The sequence below is a fragment of the Streptomyces sp. A18 genome (genome assembly GCF_059026065.1).
Genome location: NZ_JBWLKL010000038.1, coordinates 16,929 through 32,743 on the forward strand (window position 1 = coordinate 16,929; position 15,815 = coordinate 32,743).

Here is a 15,815-nt window from a genome sequence, read left to right on the forward strand (position 1 = left end):
GTGCAGCCCCCTGAAGTCGAAGTGGGGCTGATTCTGTGCGGGACCTGATGAACCGTCAATAACTGACGCGTCGGTAATTGATGAACCGTCAGAAACCGTTCCGGGTCACCTCAGGCCCGGTACAGGGCCTCGACCTCGGCCGAGTAGGCCGTCTCGATGGCCTTGCGCTTGAGCTTCAGCGAAGGCGTGAGCAGCCCGTGCTGCTCCGAGAACTGGTGGGCCAGTATCCGGAACGTACGGATCGACTCCGCCTGGGAGACGAGCGTGTTGGCGGCCACCACGGCCCGCCGTACCTCGGTCTCCAGATCCGGGTCGCGCACCAGGTCGGTGGGCGACATCGGCGGCTTGCGGCGCATGTTGAGCCAGTGCTCCACGGCCTCGCCGTCCAGGGTCACGAGCGCCGCGATGTAGGGCCGGTCGTTGCCCACGACGATGCACTGCGCGACCAGCGGATGGTCGCGCACCCGCTCCTCCAGTTGCCCCGGCGAGACGCTCTTGCCGCCGGACGTCACCAGGATCTCCTTCTTGCGCCCGGTGATGGTGAGGTAGCCGTCCTCGTCGAGCGCGCCCAGGTCACCGGTGGCGAGCCAGCCCTCGTGCAGGGTCGCGTCGGTGGCCTTGGGGTCGTTGAGGTAGCCCTGGAAGACGTTGCCGCCGTTCAGCCACACCTCGCCGTCCTCCGCGATGTACACGGTGGTGCCGGGGATGGCCTGGCCGACCGTGCCGTAGCGGGTGCGCTCGGGCGGGTTGGCGGTCGCGGCCGCCGTGGACTCGGTCAGGCCGTAGCCCTCGTAGATCTCGACGCCCGCGCCCGCGAAGAACAGCCCGAGGCGCCGGTCCATCCCCGAGCCGCCGGACATCGCGTGGCGCACACGGCCGCCCATGGCGTCGCGCACCTTGGCGTAGACGAGCTTCTCGAAGAGCGAGTGCTGCATGCGCAGGGCCGCCGAAGGCCCGGGGCCCGTGCCGAAGGCCTTGGCCTCCATCGCGTCCGCGTACCGCACGGCGCACTCCACGGCCTTGTCGAAAGGACCCGACTTGCCGTCCTTCTCGGCCTTGCGCCGCGCCGCGTTGAACACCTTCTCGAAGATGTACGGCACGGCCAGGATGAAGGACGGGCGGAACGCGGCGAGGTCCGGGATGAGCGCCGCCGCGTTCAGGCTCGGCTGGTGGCCCAGCTTGACCCGGCCGGAGACCGCCGCGACCTGCACCATCCGCCCGAAGACGTGCGCGAGGGGCAGGAAGAGCAGCGTCGTCGCCTCGTCGCCGCGCCGCGAGTGGAAGACCGGCTCCCAGCGCTCGATGACCGTCCGGGCCTCGAACATGAAGTTTGCGTGGGAGATCAGACAGCCCTTGGGGCGGCCCGTGGTGCCCGAGGTGTAGATGATCGTGGCGATCGAGTCGGGGGTGACGGCGCGGCGGTGACGGTTCACCACCTCGTCGTCCACGTCCATGCCCGCACGGTTCAGTTCGTCCACGGCGTCCGCGTCCAGCTGCCACAGCCTGCGCAGCTGCGGCAGCCGGTCGATGACCGAGCCGATCGTCATCGCGTGGTCCTCGTGCTCGACCATGGCCGCCGACACCTGCGCGTCGTGCAGCATCCAGAAGACCTGCTCGGCGGATGACGTGGGGTAGACGGGGACCACCTGGGCGCCGACCGTCCAGAGCGCGTAGTCGAAGAGCGTCCACTCGTAGCGGGTGCGGCACATGATGGCCACGCGGTCGCCGAAGCGCACGCCCTGCGCGAGCAGCCCCTTGGCGAGCGACATCACCTGGTCGCGGAACTCCGCCGACGTGACGTCGCGCCACACGCCGTCGGTCTTGCGGCCGAGGGCGATGTGGAGCGGATCCTCAAGGGCATGGTCGAACACGACGTCGGCAAGGCCGCCCACCAGCGGCGCCGACGCCATCGGAGGGTTCGTGAACTCGCGCAATGATGCTCCTTGTGGCGCTCCGCACAGCGCCGGTGACGGTACCCCACCGCGCAGCCGGGCGGGAGAGGGGTGACCGACCCCTCGGTACGTACCATCCACGCTGGTCAGCCGCTGAAATCCGGCCACAAGGGGAGAGGCGGGACAGAATACTTACGGTTCAGTAAGTTTCGGTGGCGTAATCTCCACCGAATCTGTACGCAGAGGTCACGGCTGTGGCTGCCTCTCGGAGACGTGCCCGGCGGCTGCCGGAATCTTCGCTTCCGGTGTCTCGGTTCCCGGCCCCGTACCGGTGCCCGACGCCGTGCGAGCGGACCGCACCATGACGAGGACCGCCGCCCCCGCCACCAGACCCACCACGCCCGCGACGACCGCCGCCGCGTTGAGACCGGAGGCGAACGCCGTCCGCACGGCGTGCTCGGAAAGCGTGCCACGCACTACCGACGCGCCGCCGCCCGCGACGGTGTGAGCCGCGTCATGGCCGAGCGTGTCCTGCATGCGCGAGGTCAGCACCGTGCCGAAGACGGCGACCCCGAGCGCGTACCCGAGCTGGCGGAACGTGTTGACCGCGCCGCCCGCCATCCCCGAGTTCTCCGGCGGCACGGCCGCGAGTGCCGCGCCCCCCAGCGCAGGCGAGACCAGGCCGGTGCCGATGCCCGCGAGGGTGAGTCCGGGGACGAGTGAGCCCCAGGAGGACCCGGCGTCGAGCACCGCCATGGCGACCCCGCCCCCTCCTATCAGGAGCAGACCCACGCCGATCGTCAGGCGCGCGGGCACCCCGTGCAGCAGCCGTCCGCCGATCGCGGCCACGACGAACGAGGTGGCGGCCAGCGGCAGCATGACGAGACTGCCGGTCACCGGGCTCATGCCGAGCACGGTCTGCAGCCAGATCGAGAGGTAGGGCATCAGGCCGAACGCCGCCGCGTTGTAGCCGATCGCGCCGACCAGTACGCCCGTGAAGGCGGGCACGCGCAGGAGCTTCAGGTCGAGCAGCGGGTGCGCGACGCGGCGTTCGACGGCCACGAAGGCGGCGAGCGCGAGTACCGCGACCGTCAGGGTCACCACGGTGGGCGCCGACGTCCAGCCCTCCGAACCGGCCCGCACCACTCCGTACGTCAGCGCGCCCGCGAACAGCGCGAACGTCACCGTGCCCGCCCAGTCGACCCGACGGCCCGCCCGGCCCTTCGACTCCGGCACCACGCGCAGTGTCAGCCACATCGACACGACGCTCACCGGCAGGTTCACGAAGAAGATCCACCGCCAGCCGGGCCCCTCGGTGAGCAGCCCGCCCACGATCGGCCCCATCGCCGCCGCGGCCCCGCTGACCGCACCCCAGACGCCGAGCGCCACCGACCGGTCCCGCCCCTGATAGGCGGCGCCGAGCAGCGGCAGCGTCGTCGCGAACATCGCGGCGGCGCCGAGCCCCTGCAGCGCGCGGGCGGCCACCAGGACCTCCGCGTTCGTGGCGAGCCCGCAGCCGAGCGACGCGACCGCGAAGAGCGCGGTGCCCGCCACGTTGAGCCGCCGCCGGCCGAGTACGTCCGCCGCGGCCCCGACTCCGAGCAGCAGCGCGGCGAGCGCCAGCGCATAGCCGTCGATCACCCATTGCAGATCACTCAGCGAGGCGTTCAGCGCCCTCGCCATGTCGGGCAGTGCCACGACCACGATGGTCACGTCCAGCAGCAGCATGAACGTCCCCAGGCATACCGCTGTGAGCGGCCCCCATGTACGCATTGTCAACTCTCCTCGTACGACTTGTGCGTCTTCTACGACTTCTACGACGCGTGTGCGTGCCTCGTACGATGGAGTCGCGCCGGACGATCCAAGTCACTAGTCACAATGAATCGAAGGAATCCGACACCGATGGGCAGTGAAGCGGCAGAATCACCCACTCCGATAGCTCCGGACTCGCTCGACGTCCGACTCCTCCAGGCCCTGGAGATCGACGGCCGCGCGCCCTTCAGCAAGATCGCCGCTGTCCTCGGCGTCTCGGACCAGACCGTCGCCCGCCGCTACCGCAGGCTGGTCGCCGACGGCAGCCTGCGCATCGTCGCCGTCCGGGACCACGAGAGGCTCGGCCAGGACCAGTGGATGCTGCGGCTGCGCTGCGCCCCCGACGGCGCCGACGCCATCGCCACAGCGCTTGCGCGCCGCCGCGACACCTCATGGATCGGCCTCACGTCCGGCGGCACCGAAGTCGTCTGCTGCACCCGGCCCCGCACCCGCACCGACCAGGACGAGCTGCTGCTCGCCAAGCTCCCCCGCACCCCGCACATCGTCGACATCCGCGCCCAGCAGATGCTGCACCGCTTCTTCGGCGGCCCGGACGGCTGGCTGATCAAGCACGGGCCGCTCGGCCGGGAACAGATCGCGGCCCTGCGCGGAGCGCCGCCCGCGCCCACCGTCCGCGCCGACGCGCCCCTGCGGATCGAGCCGGAGGACGAGCCGCTCGTCGCCGCGCTCGAACAGGACGGCCGCGCGACCTACCCGGAGCTCCAGCAGGCCACCGGACGTTCGGAGTCGGCAGTCAAGCGCCGCCTCGGCGCTCTCCTCGCCTCCGGCGCGATCTACATCGACATCGAGTACGCCGACGCCCTCATCGGCCTGCATGTCGGGGCGATGCTCTGGATCACCACCGCGCCCTGGGCCATGGACTCGGTGGGCAGGGCCCTCGCCTCCCACGCCGAGATCGCTCACGCCACCGCCGTGGCGGGCCCCTCCAACATCATGGCAACGGCCGTGGCCCGCGACATCCCCGCGCTCTACGTCTACTTGAGCGGGAAACTGGGGCAGCTCGACGGCGTCCAGCACGTCGAGACCGCGCCGTTCATGCGCCGCGTCAAGCAGCTCACGTACCGGCCTGTCCCCGCTGAGCGCCACCGCTGAGCGCGCGCCCTACCCTCGCTGCCGCCGCCGGTGCAGCCGGTCGCCGCCCGCCAGGATCGACGCCGCGAGCGCGTCCGCCGCGCCCTGTGCCGAGGCCCGCCGCTCGCCGTGCAGGAGCACGAAGTCGACCGCGCCGAGCTCCGGGAGGCCCGCACGCTCAGGGACACGGACAAGGCCCGGAGGGATCAGGCCGTGGGAGTGCGCCATCACCCCCAGACCCGCGCGGGCGGCGGCGACCAGGCCGTTCAGGCTGCCGCTCGTGCAGGCGATCCGCCAGGCACGGCCGCGCCGCTCAAGCGCTTCCAGGGCAAGGGCGCGGCTGATGCCCGGCGGCGGGAACACGACGAGCGGCACTGGCTCCTCGGGGTCCAGGCGCAGCCGCTCGGCGCCGATCCAGACCAGCTCGTCGTGCCAGACGAGCTCGCCGCGCGGGTCCTCCGGACGCCGCTTGGCGAGGACCAGATCGAGCTTGCCCGCGTCCAGCTTCTCGTGCAGCGTTCCGGACAGCTCGACGGTCAGCTCCAGGTCGACGTCCGGGTGGTCGTGCCGGAACGACTCCAGGATGTCCGTGAGCCGGGTCAGGACGAAGTCCTCCGACGCCCCGAACCGCAGCCGCCCGCCGAGCCGCGTCCCGGTGAAGAACGCCGTCGCCTGCTCGTGCACCTCCAGGATCCGCCGCGCGAAGCCGAGCATCGCCTCGCCGTCCTCGGTGAGCTCAACGGAGTGTGTGTCGCGCGCGAAGAGCTGGCGTCCGGTGGCGTCCTCCAGGCGGCGCACGTGCTGGCTCACCGTGGACTGGCGCAGGCTCAGGCGCCGGGCGGCCTGCGTGAAGCTCAACGTCTGGGCCACCGCGAGGAACGTGCGGAGCTGTGCGGGGTCGTACATGGTCAAGAGGTTATCGCGGAACGTGATGACAGTCAGAGCGGTATGCGGGATTCCCGATCGCGCTGATCAGGAGGATCATCGAGAGGGCACGACATGAACCGAACCGATGGAGCGAAGTGAAACGCCCGAGCTGGCCCACCTGGATGCCGATCGACCCCTACATCCTGGCGTTGCTCGGCACGGTGGGTGTCGCCGCGCTGCTGCCCGCGCGCGGCATCGGCGCCGACGTCGCGGGCGGGGCATCGACCGGTGCCGTGGCGTTCCTGTTCTTCCTCTACGGGGCGCGGCTCTCCACCCGCGAGGCGCTGGACGGCCTCAAGCACTGGCGGCTCCATGTCACCGTCCTCGCCTGTACGTTCCTCCTCTTCCCGCTGCTCGGGCTCGCGGCCAAGGGACTCGTTCCGTACGTCCTGACGCCCGCGCTCTACAGCGGGTTCCTCTTCCTGACGCTCGTGCCGTCCACGATCCAGTCGTCGATCGCCTTCACCTCCATGGCGCGCGGCAACGTCCCCGCGGCGATCTGCGCGGGCTCCTTCTCCTCGCTCGCAGGCATCGTCCTCACCCCGCTGCTCGCGGCTGCCTTGCTCGGCAACAGCGGGGGCGGGTTCTCCGCGGACTCGATCCTGAAGATCGTGCTGCAGTTGCTCGTGCCGTTCCTCGCCGGACAGTTCCTGCGCCGGTGGATCGGCGACTTCATCGCCCGGAACAAGAAGGTGCTGAGCCTCGTCGACCGCGGCTCGATCCTGCTCGTCGTCTACACCGCGTTCAGCGAGGGCATGGTGCAGGGCATCTGGCACCAGGTGACGCCGCTGCGGCTCGGCGCGCTGCTCGGCGTGGAGGCGGTGCTCCTCGCCGTGATGCTCGCCCTCACCTGGTACGGGGCCAAGAAGCTGGGCTTCGGCCGCGGGGACCGCATCGCCATCCAGTTCGCCGGGTCGAAGAAGTCCCTCGCGGCCGGACTGCCCATGGCGAGCGTCCTGTTCGGGGCCGAGGCCTCGCTCGCCGTCCTGCCGCTGATGCTCTTCCACCAGATGCAGCTGATGGTCTGCGCGGTGATCGCCAAGCGCCGCTCGCGAGACATCGAAGACGTCGAGGATTTCGTCACTGAGCCGTCGCGAGGCGAAGAGACACGAACCGCGGTCGGTACAGGGACACGTTCCGGCTGACGTTCGCCGCCGCGCTCGCGGGCGCCGCGTCCAGCCAGTTGACGTCGTAACTGAGCAGCAGCCGGCCGTTCCCGCTGAGCGCCGGATGGGCCTGGGGGTTGTACGCGGCCATGTCCTGCTCGGTCGAGCCGTCCTTCGGCAGCGGCGGCGCGAAACCCTTTGCCGGTCCGCGCCAGGGACCGGTGGGCGAGCACGACCAGTAGGAGGTCACGGTGGTCAGGCCTTCGGTCCCGGCGGCCATCGTGAACAGGACGTACGTCCCCTTCACGCGCACCACCGTGAACGCGCTGCCCACACCCTTGCGTTCACCGTCACCGTCCCCCAGGACGGGCCGCGGCTTCCCGGACTCCGTCCAGTCCCTGCCGTCCCAGTAGCGCCACGCGCCGGGCTCCGCCAGCCTGCCCTTGGGGACGCGGGCCACGTAGGCGTCCGACGCGGGGCGCGCGGCGGCCTGGGCGTCGTTGCCGCCGAAGACGTACGTCCAGTCGCCGTCGTCCACCGTCGTCGTGCCATACAGGACGCGCTTCTCCGGGTCCGGCACTGATTGCTGATCGGAGACCTTGACGATGCCCTCGACGCGCAGATCGGGCAGGGAGAGCGTGGCGACCTCGGTGGCGGTCGGGACGCCGTAGATCCACGGGCCCGTCCCGGTGGCGCGGGTCCACAGCAGGACGCGTACGACCTTGTCGGACGAGCCGGGGGAGCGGGGCTCCACCTTCGCGGCGACCGGCCAGCGCCACTGCTGCGGCGCCGGGTCCGGGAACATCGGGGCGGGCAGGGTGCGCTGCAGGGTGCCCGAGCGCGACATCACCACGGCCGAGTTGCGGACCATGGGCGCGGTGGCGTCCCGCCAGGTGTGGGGCTGGCCCGCCGGGTTGGGCGGGGCGTGCACCTGGCCGAGGAAGGTGTCGGAGAACAGCCACAGGAGCCGCCCGTCCGGGAGGCGCACCGAGTGGGTGCCGTCCCCGCCGGTCCAGTCGTCCGCCCGCGCCGTGTCGTCCCCGTAGCGGGCGAACGCCCCGGTGACCTCGTGGTCGGCGGCCCAGGACGAGACGGTGCGCGCCTCGCATGCGTCACCGCCCTCCCGGTCGTCCGGGAGGGCGGTGAGCAGCACGGCCGCGCAGGTCAGGGCGAGCAGCAGGACGATCCAGGTCCTGCGCGCGCTCCGGCCTCCGCGTGGACCTTGGTCGGCGGACACGTGCGGGACGTTAGTTGCTCGCGCGGATGTGGTCCATGGGGAGCCATGCCACGGTGTCCCGCGTCACAGGCGCCTTGGCCGCGCCGTCCCGGCCCAGGCCTGCCAGCTCGGCGTCGCTCAACGCCCTGTCGTACACGCGCACTTCATCGATCGCGCCGGTGAAGTGCGCGCGGCTGTCGACCCGCTGGCCGACGTGGAATCCGTACCCGGACGTGCGGGTGACCGTCCCCGGGACGTCGGAGGTGCTGATCGGCGTGCCGTCGACGGACAGGGTGAGCCGCCCTCCACCGCGGCGCAGTGCGATGTGGTGCCACTCGCCGTCGTTGTACGCGCCCGTGGTGCGCACGGACGCGGACTTCGGGGGAGCGGTACCGTCACGCGTGGTGATCAGGCCCGTGACGCGGTTGCTCGCGGGCTCGCCGCGCAACCACACCTGCGGCTGGTTGGTGCCGATGCCGCCCATCCACAGCAGCGGCTGTTCACCGCTGGTCGCCGAGTAGCGGAACCACAGCGAGGCCGTGAAGTCCTTTGTGCCTAGCGGGAGTTGGCTGCGGTAGGGCAGGCGCACGGCGTCGTTCGTGCCGTCGAACGAGATGGCCTTGCCGAACCGGCCCTCCGTCGTGGACGCCCCGCCGAGCACGGCGGCCGGCTTCGCGTGCGGGGCGCGGTCGGTGGTCTTCGGGTCCGGGCCGCGGCGCGGTTGCAGCCAGTCCTCGGTGAAGCGCGCGAAGCGGATCTCGTCGCGGGCGTCGACCGCCCCGCCCTCGTACATCAGACCCACGTGCGCGCCGTCCGCCCGCACCATGTCCGAGTAGCCCGACCAGTCCGTGGTCACCGTCGTGCCGCGGTCCACGCTGTCCCAGGTGCGGCCGCCGTCGTAGGAGGAGCGGATCTGCATGGTGCGGCGGCGGTCGGGGTCACCGGGGCAGGCGAGCAGCATCCGCTTGCCGAACTGGAGTGTGGAGCCCTGCACTTGGGGCGTGTAGAGATCGGGGATGGCCTTGAATGGCGCGACGAAGCTGTCGCCGCCGTCACGGCTGACCGTGTGCGTGCGGTGCCCGAGATCGGTGCCGTCCTGCTCGCGACCGCTGACGTACAGGGCCCCGTCGGGGCGCTCCGTGATGGTCATCTCCGACGGCTTCTGCCGGAACGTGCCGTCGGCCGGTATCGGGTACGAATCCTTCGCGCCGATCTTCCAGTTGTCGCCGCCGTCGTCGCTGACGATCAGTGCCGCGTGGTTCGCCGTGACCCGACTGCCGTTCCACGTCTCGGTGTTGACGGTGAAGACGAGCCGCCCCGCGTGCTTGCCGCGGGTCAGCTGGAGGCCGTGCACGGGCCCGGTCGCGTACCAGGAGTTCCAGTCGTCCGGCAGGATCTGGTCGCTCAGGTCGCGCGGCTTCGACCAGCTGCGGCCGTCGTCTTCGCTGTACTGGAGGTGCGGGGTGCGGTCACAGGGGACGGCGCAGTTCCCGCCGTCCGTGCGGCCCGTGTTGTACGTCTCCGCCAGGAGGATGCGGCCGGTCCTGCGGTCCACGATCGGCGCGGGATTGCCGTGTGTGTCGCCCGCGCCTTCGTTGACGACCTGGAGCGGACTCCAGGTGCGGCCGCCGTCGTGCGACCGCTTGACCACGATATCTATGTCGCCGGCGTCACTGCAGTCGTTCACCCGCCCCTCGGCGAAGGCGAGGAGTGTGCCCTTGACCGTCTTCACGACGGCGGGGATGCGGTAGCAGGCGTACCCGGGATCCTGCGAGGCCTTGAAGAGCACCTGCTGTTCGAACCCGGTGGCGGTGGCCTCGGGAGCCGCCTGCGCGGTGGGTCCGGGGAGCAGTGCCCCGACGGCGACGACGGTCAGTGCGGCCGTGGCGGTGCGGAGGGATCTGAGGCGTACACGGAGAGCTGATGGCATGGCGCGGCCCACCCTTCAAGGTGACTGGACATCCTGACATCCCACGTCCAACGTTCGCGCCACAGACGCTACTTGGACGGCTCGACACCCCACAAGAAGCGTGCGTGGCACGAATGGCCGCAGCCTGGTCAGGAGCCCGGACCCGAAGGGCACCGAGGCATGGGGGCGGGTCCGGGACCCCGCCGGCGCAGGGGGCGCTCCCCGCCGGCCGGGGTCCCGCCGCCGTGCAGCGGGGAGTGGCCGGTCAGCCCTGGGAGGCCGCGGCCCGCACGGCGATCCGGTGCTCGCCCGCGTACACGTTCATGGATGAGCCGCGCAGGAAGCCGACCAGGGTCAGGCCCGTCTCGGCGGCCAGATCGACGGCGAGGGACGAGGGCGCGGACACGGCGGCGAGCATCGGAATGCCCGCCATCACCGCCTTCTGCGCCAGTTCGAACGAGGCGCGCCCCGACACCAGCAGGACCGCGCGCGACAGCGGCAGCCGCCCGTCCTGGAGCGCACGGCCGACGAGCTTGTCGACCGCGTTGTGCCGGCCCACGTCCTCCCGTATGTCGAGGAGTTCCCCGTCCTCGGAGAAGAGCGCCGCCGCGTGCAGCCCCCCGGTCCGGTCGAAGACCCGCTGCGCCGCGCGCAGCCGGTCGGGGAGGCACGCGAGCAGCTCGGTTTCGAGCCGGACCGGGGGAGTGTCGGAGATCGGGAATCGGGCCGTCGTCCGGACCGCGTCCAGACTCGCCTTGCCGCACAGGCCGCAGGACGAGGTGGTGTAGACGTTGCGTTCGAGGTTGATGTCGGGCAGGACGAGCCCTGGGGCGGTCTTCACGTCGACCACGTTGTACGTGTTCACGCCGTCCGCCGTGGCCCCGGCGCAGTAGACGATGGACTGGAGCTCGTCCGCGGAGCCGAGCACCCCCTCGCTCACGAGGAAGCCGGCCGCGAGCGCGAAGTCGTCACCCGGCGTGCGCATGGTGATCGCGAGCGGCTTCCCGTTCAGCCGGATCTCCAGCGGCTCCTCCGCGACCAGGGTGTCCGGCCGCTCGGTGACGGCCCCGTCCCTGATGCGGATGACGCGGCGGCGCTCCGTGACTCGTCCCATGTCGATCAGTCCCGGTTCTGTACGTGCTGGTAGCCGAAGCGGCCCTTGATGCAGAGGTTGCCGTGGGTCACCGGATTGTCGTGCGGTGAGGTGACCTTCACGATGTCATTGTCCTGCACGTGCAGGGTCAGATTGCAGCCGACTCCGCAGTACGCGCACACCGTCGTCGTCTCCGTCTGCTGCTCCTCGTCCCAGGTCCCGGCGGCCCGCATGTCGAACTCGGACTTGAAACTGAGGGCGCCCGTCGGGCAGACCTCGATGCAGTTCCCGCAGTACACGCACGCGGACTCGGTCAGCGGTCCGTCGTGCTCGACGGCGATCCGGGCGTCGAAGCCGCGGCCCACCACGGAGATGGCGAACGTGTTCTGCCACTGGTCACCGCAGGCGTCGACGCACTTGTAGCAGAGGATGCACTTGTCGTAGTCGCGCACATAGAGGTCGTTGTCGACCCTGGGCTCCTCGTTGAGCCGGGCAGCGTCCGGGCCGAAGCGGTCAGGCTTGGCGTCGTACTCCTTGAGCCAGCCCGCGACCTTCGGCGTCGTCGACATGTCGACGGACGAGGCGAGCAGTTCCAGCACCACCTTGCGGCTGTGGCGGGTGCGCTCGGTGTCGGTGAGGACGGTCATCCCCGGCTCGGCCCGGCGCGAGCAGGCCGGGGCGAGGGTGCGGGCGCCCTCCACCTCGACGACACACACCCGGCAGGCGTTCTTCGGGGTGAGGGTGTCGCCCTCGCAGAGGGTCGGGACGTCCTTGCCCGCGGCACGGCAGGCGTCCAGGATGGTCGCGCCCTCGGGCACTCTGGCGTCCTGCCCGTCCAGCGTGAACTCGACGAGGCGGCGCGGGATTCCCAGCGGTACGGCGGTCACTTGTACGCCCCCAGACGGTCGATGGCGGATTCCACGGCGTTCCAGGCGGTCTGGCCGAGCCCGCAGATGGAGGCGTCCCGCATGGTCCGCCCCACCTCGCGCAGCAGGGCGATGTCACCGGCGGCGTCGGCCCCGGTCCGCTCGACGATGCGGTGCAGGGCCTCCTCCTGGCGGACGGTGCCGACCCGGCAGGGCACGCACTGCCCGCAGGACTCGTCGCGGAAGAACTCGGCGATGCGGAGCAGGACGCGGGGGAGCGGCACGGTGTCGTCCAGGGCGAGCACCACCCCGGAGCCGAGGGTGCTGCCCGCGTCCCTGGTCCCCTCGAAGGTGAGCGGGATGTCGAGCTCGTCGGGCCGTACGAAGCCTCCGGCCGCGCCGCCCAGGAGGACCGCGCGGAGGTTGTCCGGCTGCCCGGCCAGGGCGAGGAGCTCGCCGAGGGTGGCGCCGAAGGGGAGCTCGTAGATGCCGGGGCGTTCGACGCTGCCGGAGACGCAGAAGAGCTTGGGTCCGGTGGATGTGGCGGTGCCGATGGCGGCGTAGGCCTCGGCGCCCATGGTGAGGACGGGCAGCACGTTGACGAGGGTCTCGACGTTGTTCTCGGCGGTGGGTTTGCCGAAGAGCCCCTTCTCCACGGGGAAGGGCGGCTTGGAGCGGGGCTCGCCCCGATATCCCTCGATGGAGTTGAAGAGGGCGGTCTCCTCCCCGCAGATGTAGGCGCCGGCGCCGCGGCGGATCTCGATGTCGAAGGCGTACCCCTGTCCGAGGATGTCGTCGCCGAGAAGCCCGCGCGCACGTGCCTGCGTGATGGCGTGGGTGAGCCGCTCCAGGGCGCGGGGGTACTCGCCGCGGAGGTAGAGGTAGCCGAGGTGGGCCCCTGTCGCGTACCCCGCGATGGTCATCGACTCGATGAGCGAGTACGGGTCGCCCTCCATGATCACCCGGTCCTTGAAGGTGCCGGGCTCGGACTCGTCGGCGTTGCAGACGAGGTAGTGGGGGTGATCGGGTTGCGAGGCGGTGGCCTGCCACTTCCGTCCCGTGAGGAAGGCGGCGCCTCCTCGGCCGAGGAGGCCGGAGTCGGTGACTTCGCGGATGACTTCGGCGGGGCCGATGTCGAAGGCGGTGCGGAGGGCGGTGTAGCCGCCGTGGGCGCGGTAGTCGTCGAGCGAGGTCGGGTCCACTGCGCCGATGCGCTTGAGGAGGATCAGCCCCTCCTGCCCGGCCTGGGGGACGGCCAGGGCCGCGGGGGGCTCCGCGGGGGCGGATTCCGGGGCCAGGGCGGCTTGGGTGAGGGTTTCGGGGGCGGCTGGGGCGATGGTTGCGGTGGCGTAGGTCTTCTCCCCGCTCCCACCCCTACCCGAATCCCGCGGCTCCGCCGCCTCGAGGGCGCCGTCCCTGGGGCTCCGCCCCAGACCCCGCTCCTCAAACGCCGGAGGGGCTGAATTTTCCCGCCCAACCACTCCCGCCCGTACCACAAGCGCCGCCGGAGCCCTCTCGCACAACCCCAGGCAGGGTGAGGCCTCCACGGCCACCCCGGACGCGGGGCCGAGCCGCGCCGAAACCTCCCCGCACAGCTCCGCACCGCCCCCACAAGCCAGGTCCGTACACACCCGCACCACTGTCGCGGGACGTGGCCGTACCGAGAACATCGAGTAGAACGTGGCCACCCCGTACCCCTCCGCCGGCGGCACCATAAGGCGCCGGCAGAGGTAGTCGAGGCCCCCCTCGCTCACCCACCCCACGCGGTCGTTGAGCGCGTGCAACCCCGGCAACAGCTCATCCCGCCGCTCCCGCGCCGCACGGCCGCCCCGCGCCCACCGCAGGTCCGCGTCGCTGCGGTCGGCGGCCCCCTCCCAGGCGGACTCGGGCGGGCCGAGCAGCGCGTCCACGGCCGCCCGTTCCTCGTCCGTCGGCTTGCTGTCACCGAAGTGCAGATCCATGCGTCACCTCACGTCGTCAGCGCGGTCAGCTTCTCGATACGTATCGCCGACGCCTTGAACTCCGCCGTCCCCGCGATCGGGCAATTGGCCTCGATCGTCAGCTGGTTGGTGTCCACCTCGTCGGGAAAGTGCATGGTCATGAAGGCCAGCCCGGGGCGGAGCCCGGGGTCCACCCAGACGGGGGCCGTCACCGTCCCGCGCCGCGACGACACCCGGACCTCCTCGCCGACCACGACGCCGTACCGCTCCGCGTCCTCCGGGCACAGTTCGACGTACTCGCCGCGCCGTAGCGGGGAAGCGAAACTCCCGCTCTGTACACCGGTGTTGTACGAGTCGAGCCGCCGTCCCGTCGTCAGCCGGATGGGGTAGGAGTCGTCCGTGAGGTCCACCGGCGGGTCGTGCGCGACGAGCCCGAAGGGTGCGAGCACGCCGCGCCGCGCGGGATCCGCGTCCCACAACCGGCCGTGCAGGTACGTCGGTTCGACCCGTTCCTCCGACGGGCACGGCCACTGGATGCCCTGCAGCGACTCAAGGCGGTCGTACGTCATGCCCCAGTGATCCGGCGACACCGAACGCAGTTCGTCCCAGACCGCCTGCGCGTCCGCGTACTTCCAGTCGTGGCCGAGACGTTCGGCGAGGTCGCAGAGGATGTCGATGTCCTCGCGCGCCTCACCGGGCGGCCGCAGGGCCTTGCGTACCCGCTGCACCCGCCGCTCGCTGTTGGTCGTCGTGCCGTCGGTCTCCGCCCAGGCGGCGGTAGCCGGAAGGACCACGTCCGCCAACTCGGCTGTCTTCGTGAGGAAGATGTCCTGGACGACGAAGAAGTCCAGGGCCCGCATCCGCCGCACCGCCTGCTCGCTGTCCGCCTCCGACTGCGCGGGGTTCTCGCCGATGCAGTAGACGGCCTTGAGCGCGCCCTCCTCCATCGCCTCGAACATCTCCGTCAGGTTCAGTCCGTAGCGCGGCTGGATGACGGTGTCCCACGCCGTCTCGAACTTCAGCCGGGTGTCCGGGTCGAGGATGTCCTGGAAGCCGGGCAGGCGATTGGGGATCGCGCCCATGTCGCCGCCGCCCTGCACGTTGTTCTGCCCGCGCAGGGGTTGCAGGCCCGAGCCGTAGCGCCCCACGTGGCCGGTCAGGAGCGAGAGGTTGATCAGGGCGCGGACGTTGTCCGTGCCGTTGTGGTGCTCGGTGATGCCGAGGGTCCAGCACAGCTGCGCCCGCTCGGCGCGCGCGTAGGCGTGCGCCAACTCCCTTATGGCGGCGGTCGGTACGCCCGTCACCTTCTCTGCGAGCGAGAGCGTCCACGGCTCGACCAGGGCCGCGTACTCCTCGAAGCCGGACGTGGCGCGCTCGATGAACGCCCGGTTGGCCAGGCCCGCGTGGATGATCTCGCGGGCGATCGCGTGCGCCATCGGGATGTCCGTGCCGACGTTCAGGCCGAGCCAGCTCTCCGCCCACTCGGCGGTCTTCGTGCGGCGCGGGTCGACGGCGTACATGCGGGCGCCGTTCCTGATCCCCTTCAGGACGTGCTGGAAGAAGATCGGGTGCGCGAAGCGGGCGTTCGAGCCCCACATCACGATCAGGTCGGTGTGCTCGACCTCCTCGTACGAGGACGTGCCGCCGCCCGAGCCGAAGGCCGCGGAGAGGCCCGCGACGCTCGGCGCGTGGCAGGTGCGGTTGCAGGAGTCGACGTTGTTCGTGCCCATCACCACGCGGGCGAACTTCTGCGCGACGTAGTTCATTTCGTTGGTCGCGCGGGCGCAGGAGAACATCCCGAACGCGCCGCGTGCGGCCCGCAGTCCCGCCGCCGTCCGGTCCAGTGCTTCGTCCCAGGTGGCCCGGCGCAGCGGCTCGTCGCGCGCGTCGCGTACGAGGGGGTGGGTGAGCCGGGTGTACGTCGTGGGCACCCGGTCCCGTTTCCTGCTCATGCCGGGCTCC

11 protein-coding genes are annotated in these 15,815 nt (G+C 71.1%); 2 read left to right on the forward strand and 9 right to left on the reverse strand.

What is annotated here, in order from left to right; translation table 11 throughout:
* Window positions 1-110: 110 nt before the first annotated feature.
* Together AC5P1C_RS35750 and AC5P1C_RS35755 are read right to left on the reverse strand one after the other, a co-directional pair.
* Window positions 111-1,934 carry an AMP-dependent synthetase/ligase gene (locus AC5P1C_RS35750; RefSeq protein ID WP_493870155.1) on the reverse strand — a complete coding sequence of 608 codons (1,824 nt, stop codon included), beginning with the start codon at window positions 1,932-1,934 and terminating at the stop codon, window positions 111-113.
* A gap of 204 nt (window positions 1,935-2,138) precedes the next feature.
* On the reverse strand, window positions 2,139-3,665 hold the full coding sequence (locus AC5P1C_RS35755) for an MFS transporter (protein WP_493870156.1): 1,527 nt from the start codon (window positions 3,663-3,665) through the stop codon (window positions 2,139-2,141).
* A gap of 129 nt (window positions 3,666-3,794) precedes the next feature.
* Between AC5P1C_RS35755 and AC5P1C_RS35760 the strand changes: the two genes are divergently transcribed.
* Window positions 3,795-4,817 (forward strand): Lrp/AsnC family transcriptional regulator, encoded by a 1,023-nt coding sequence (locus AC5P1C_RS35760; RefSeq protein ID WP_493870157.1) that lies wholly within the window; start codon window positions 3,795-3,797, stop codon window positions 4,815-4,817.
* 9 nt (window positions 4,818-4,826) lie between these two features.
* On the opposite strand, the gene AC5P1C_RS35765 is transcribed toward AC5P1C_RS35760, so the two are convergent.
* Window positions 4,827-5,702 carry a LysR substrate-binding domain-containing protein gene (locus AC5P1C_RS35765; RefSeq protein ID WP_493870158.1) on the reverse strand — a complete coding sequence of 292 codons (876 nt, stop codon included), beginning with the start codon at window positions 5,700-5,702 and terminating at the stop codon, window positions 4,827-4,829.
* Between the two features lie 143 nt (window positions 5,703-5,845).
* On the opposite strand from AC5P1C_RS35765, the gene AC5P1C_RS35770 reads away from it, so the two are divergent.
* On the forward strand, window positions 5,846-6,868 hold the full coding sequence (locus AC5P1C_RS35770) for a bile acid:sodium symporter family protein (protein WP_493870195.1): 1,023 nt from the start codon (window positions 5,846-5,848) through the stop codon (window positions 6,866-6,868).
* Here the strand turns inward: AC5P1C_RS35770 and AC5P1C_RS35775 are convergent.
* From AC5P1C_RS35775 to AC5P1C_RS35800, 6 genes are all read right to left on the reverse strand, one after another.
* Window positions 6,804-8,066 (reverse strand): DUF5005 domain-containing protein, encoded by a 1,263-nt coding sequence (locus tag AC5P1C_RS35775; RefSeq protein WP_493870159.1) that lies wholly within the window; start codon window positions 8,064-8,066, stop codon window positions 6,804-6,806. The two genes, AC5P1C_RS35770 and AC5P1C_RS35775, sit on opposite strands and share 65 nt — an antisense overlap.
* A 10-nt stretch (window positions 8,067-8,076) precedes the next feature.
* A complete protein-coding gene (locus AC5P1C_RS35780; RefSeq protein ID WP_493870160.1) occupies window positions 8,077-9,975 on the reverse strand; it encodes an exo-alpha-sialidase in 1,899 nt (632 codons plus the stop codon).
* A 244-nt stretch (window positions 9,976-10,219) separates the two neighbouring features.
* On the reverse strand, window positions 10,220-11,068 hold the full coding sequence (gene fdhD, locus AC5P1C_RS35785) for a formate dehydrogenase accessory sulfurtransferase FdhD (protein WP_493870161.1): 849 nt from the start codon (window positions 11,066-11,068) through the stop codon (window positions 10,220-10,222).
* Between the two features lie 5 nt (window positions 11,069-11,073).
* On the reverse strand, window positions 11,074-11,934 hold the full coding sequence (locus tag AC5P1C_RS35790; RefSeq protein WP_493870162.1) for a 2Fe-2S iron-sulfur cluster-binding protein: 861 nt from the start codon (window positions 11,932-11,934) through the stop codon (window positions 11,074-11,076).
* Complete coding sequence (locus tag AC5P1C_RS35795; RefSeq protein ID WP_493870163.1) at window positions 11,931-13,874, reverse strand: NADH-ubiquinone oxidoreductase-F iron-sulfur binding region domain-containing protein; 1,944 nt, start codon at window positions 13,872-13,874, stop codon at window positions 11,931-11,933. The genes AC5P1C_RS35790 and AC5P1C_RS35795 overlap by 4 nt, the downstream gene beginning before the upstream one ends.
* Window positions 13,875-13,882: 8 nt before the next feature.
* The gene (locus tag AC5P1C_RS35800; protein WP_493870164.1) at window positions 13,883-15,805 is read right to left on the reverse strand and encodes a molybdopterin oxidoreductase family protein; all 1,923 of its coding nucleotides are present in this window, start codon (window positions 15,803-15,805) and stop codon (window positions 13,883-13,885) included.
* Between the last annotated feature and the right edge of the window lie 10 nt (window positions 15,806-15,815).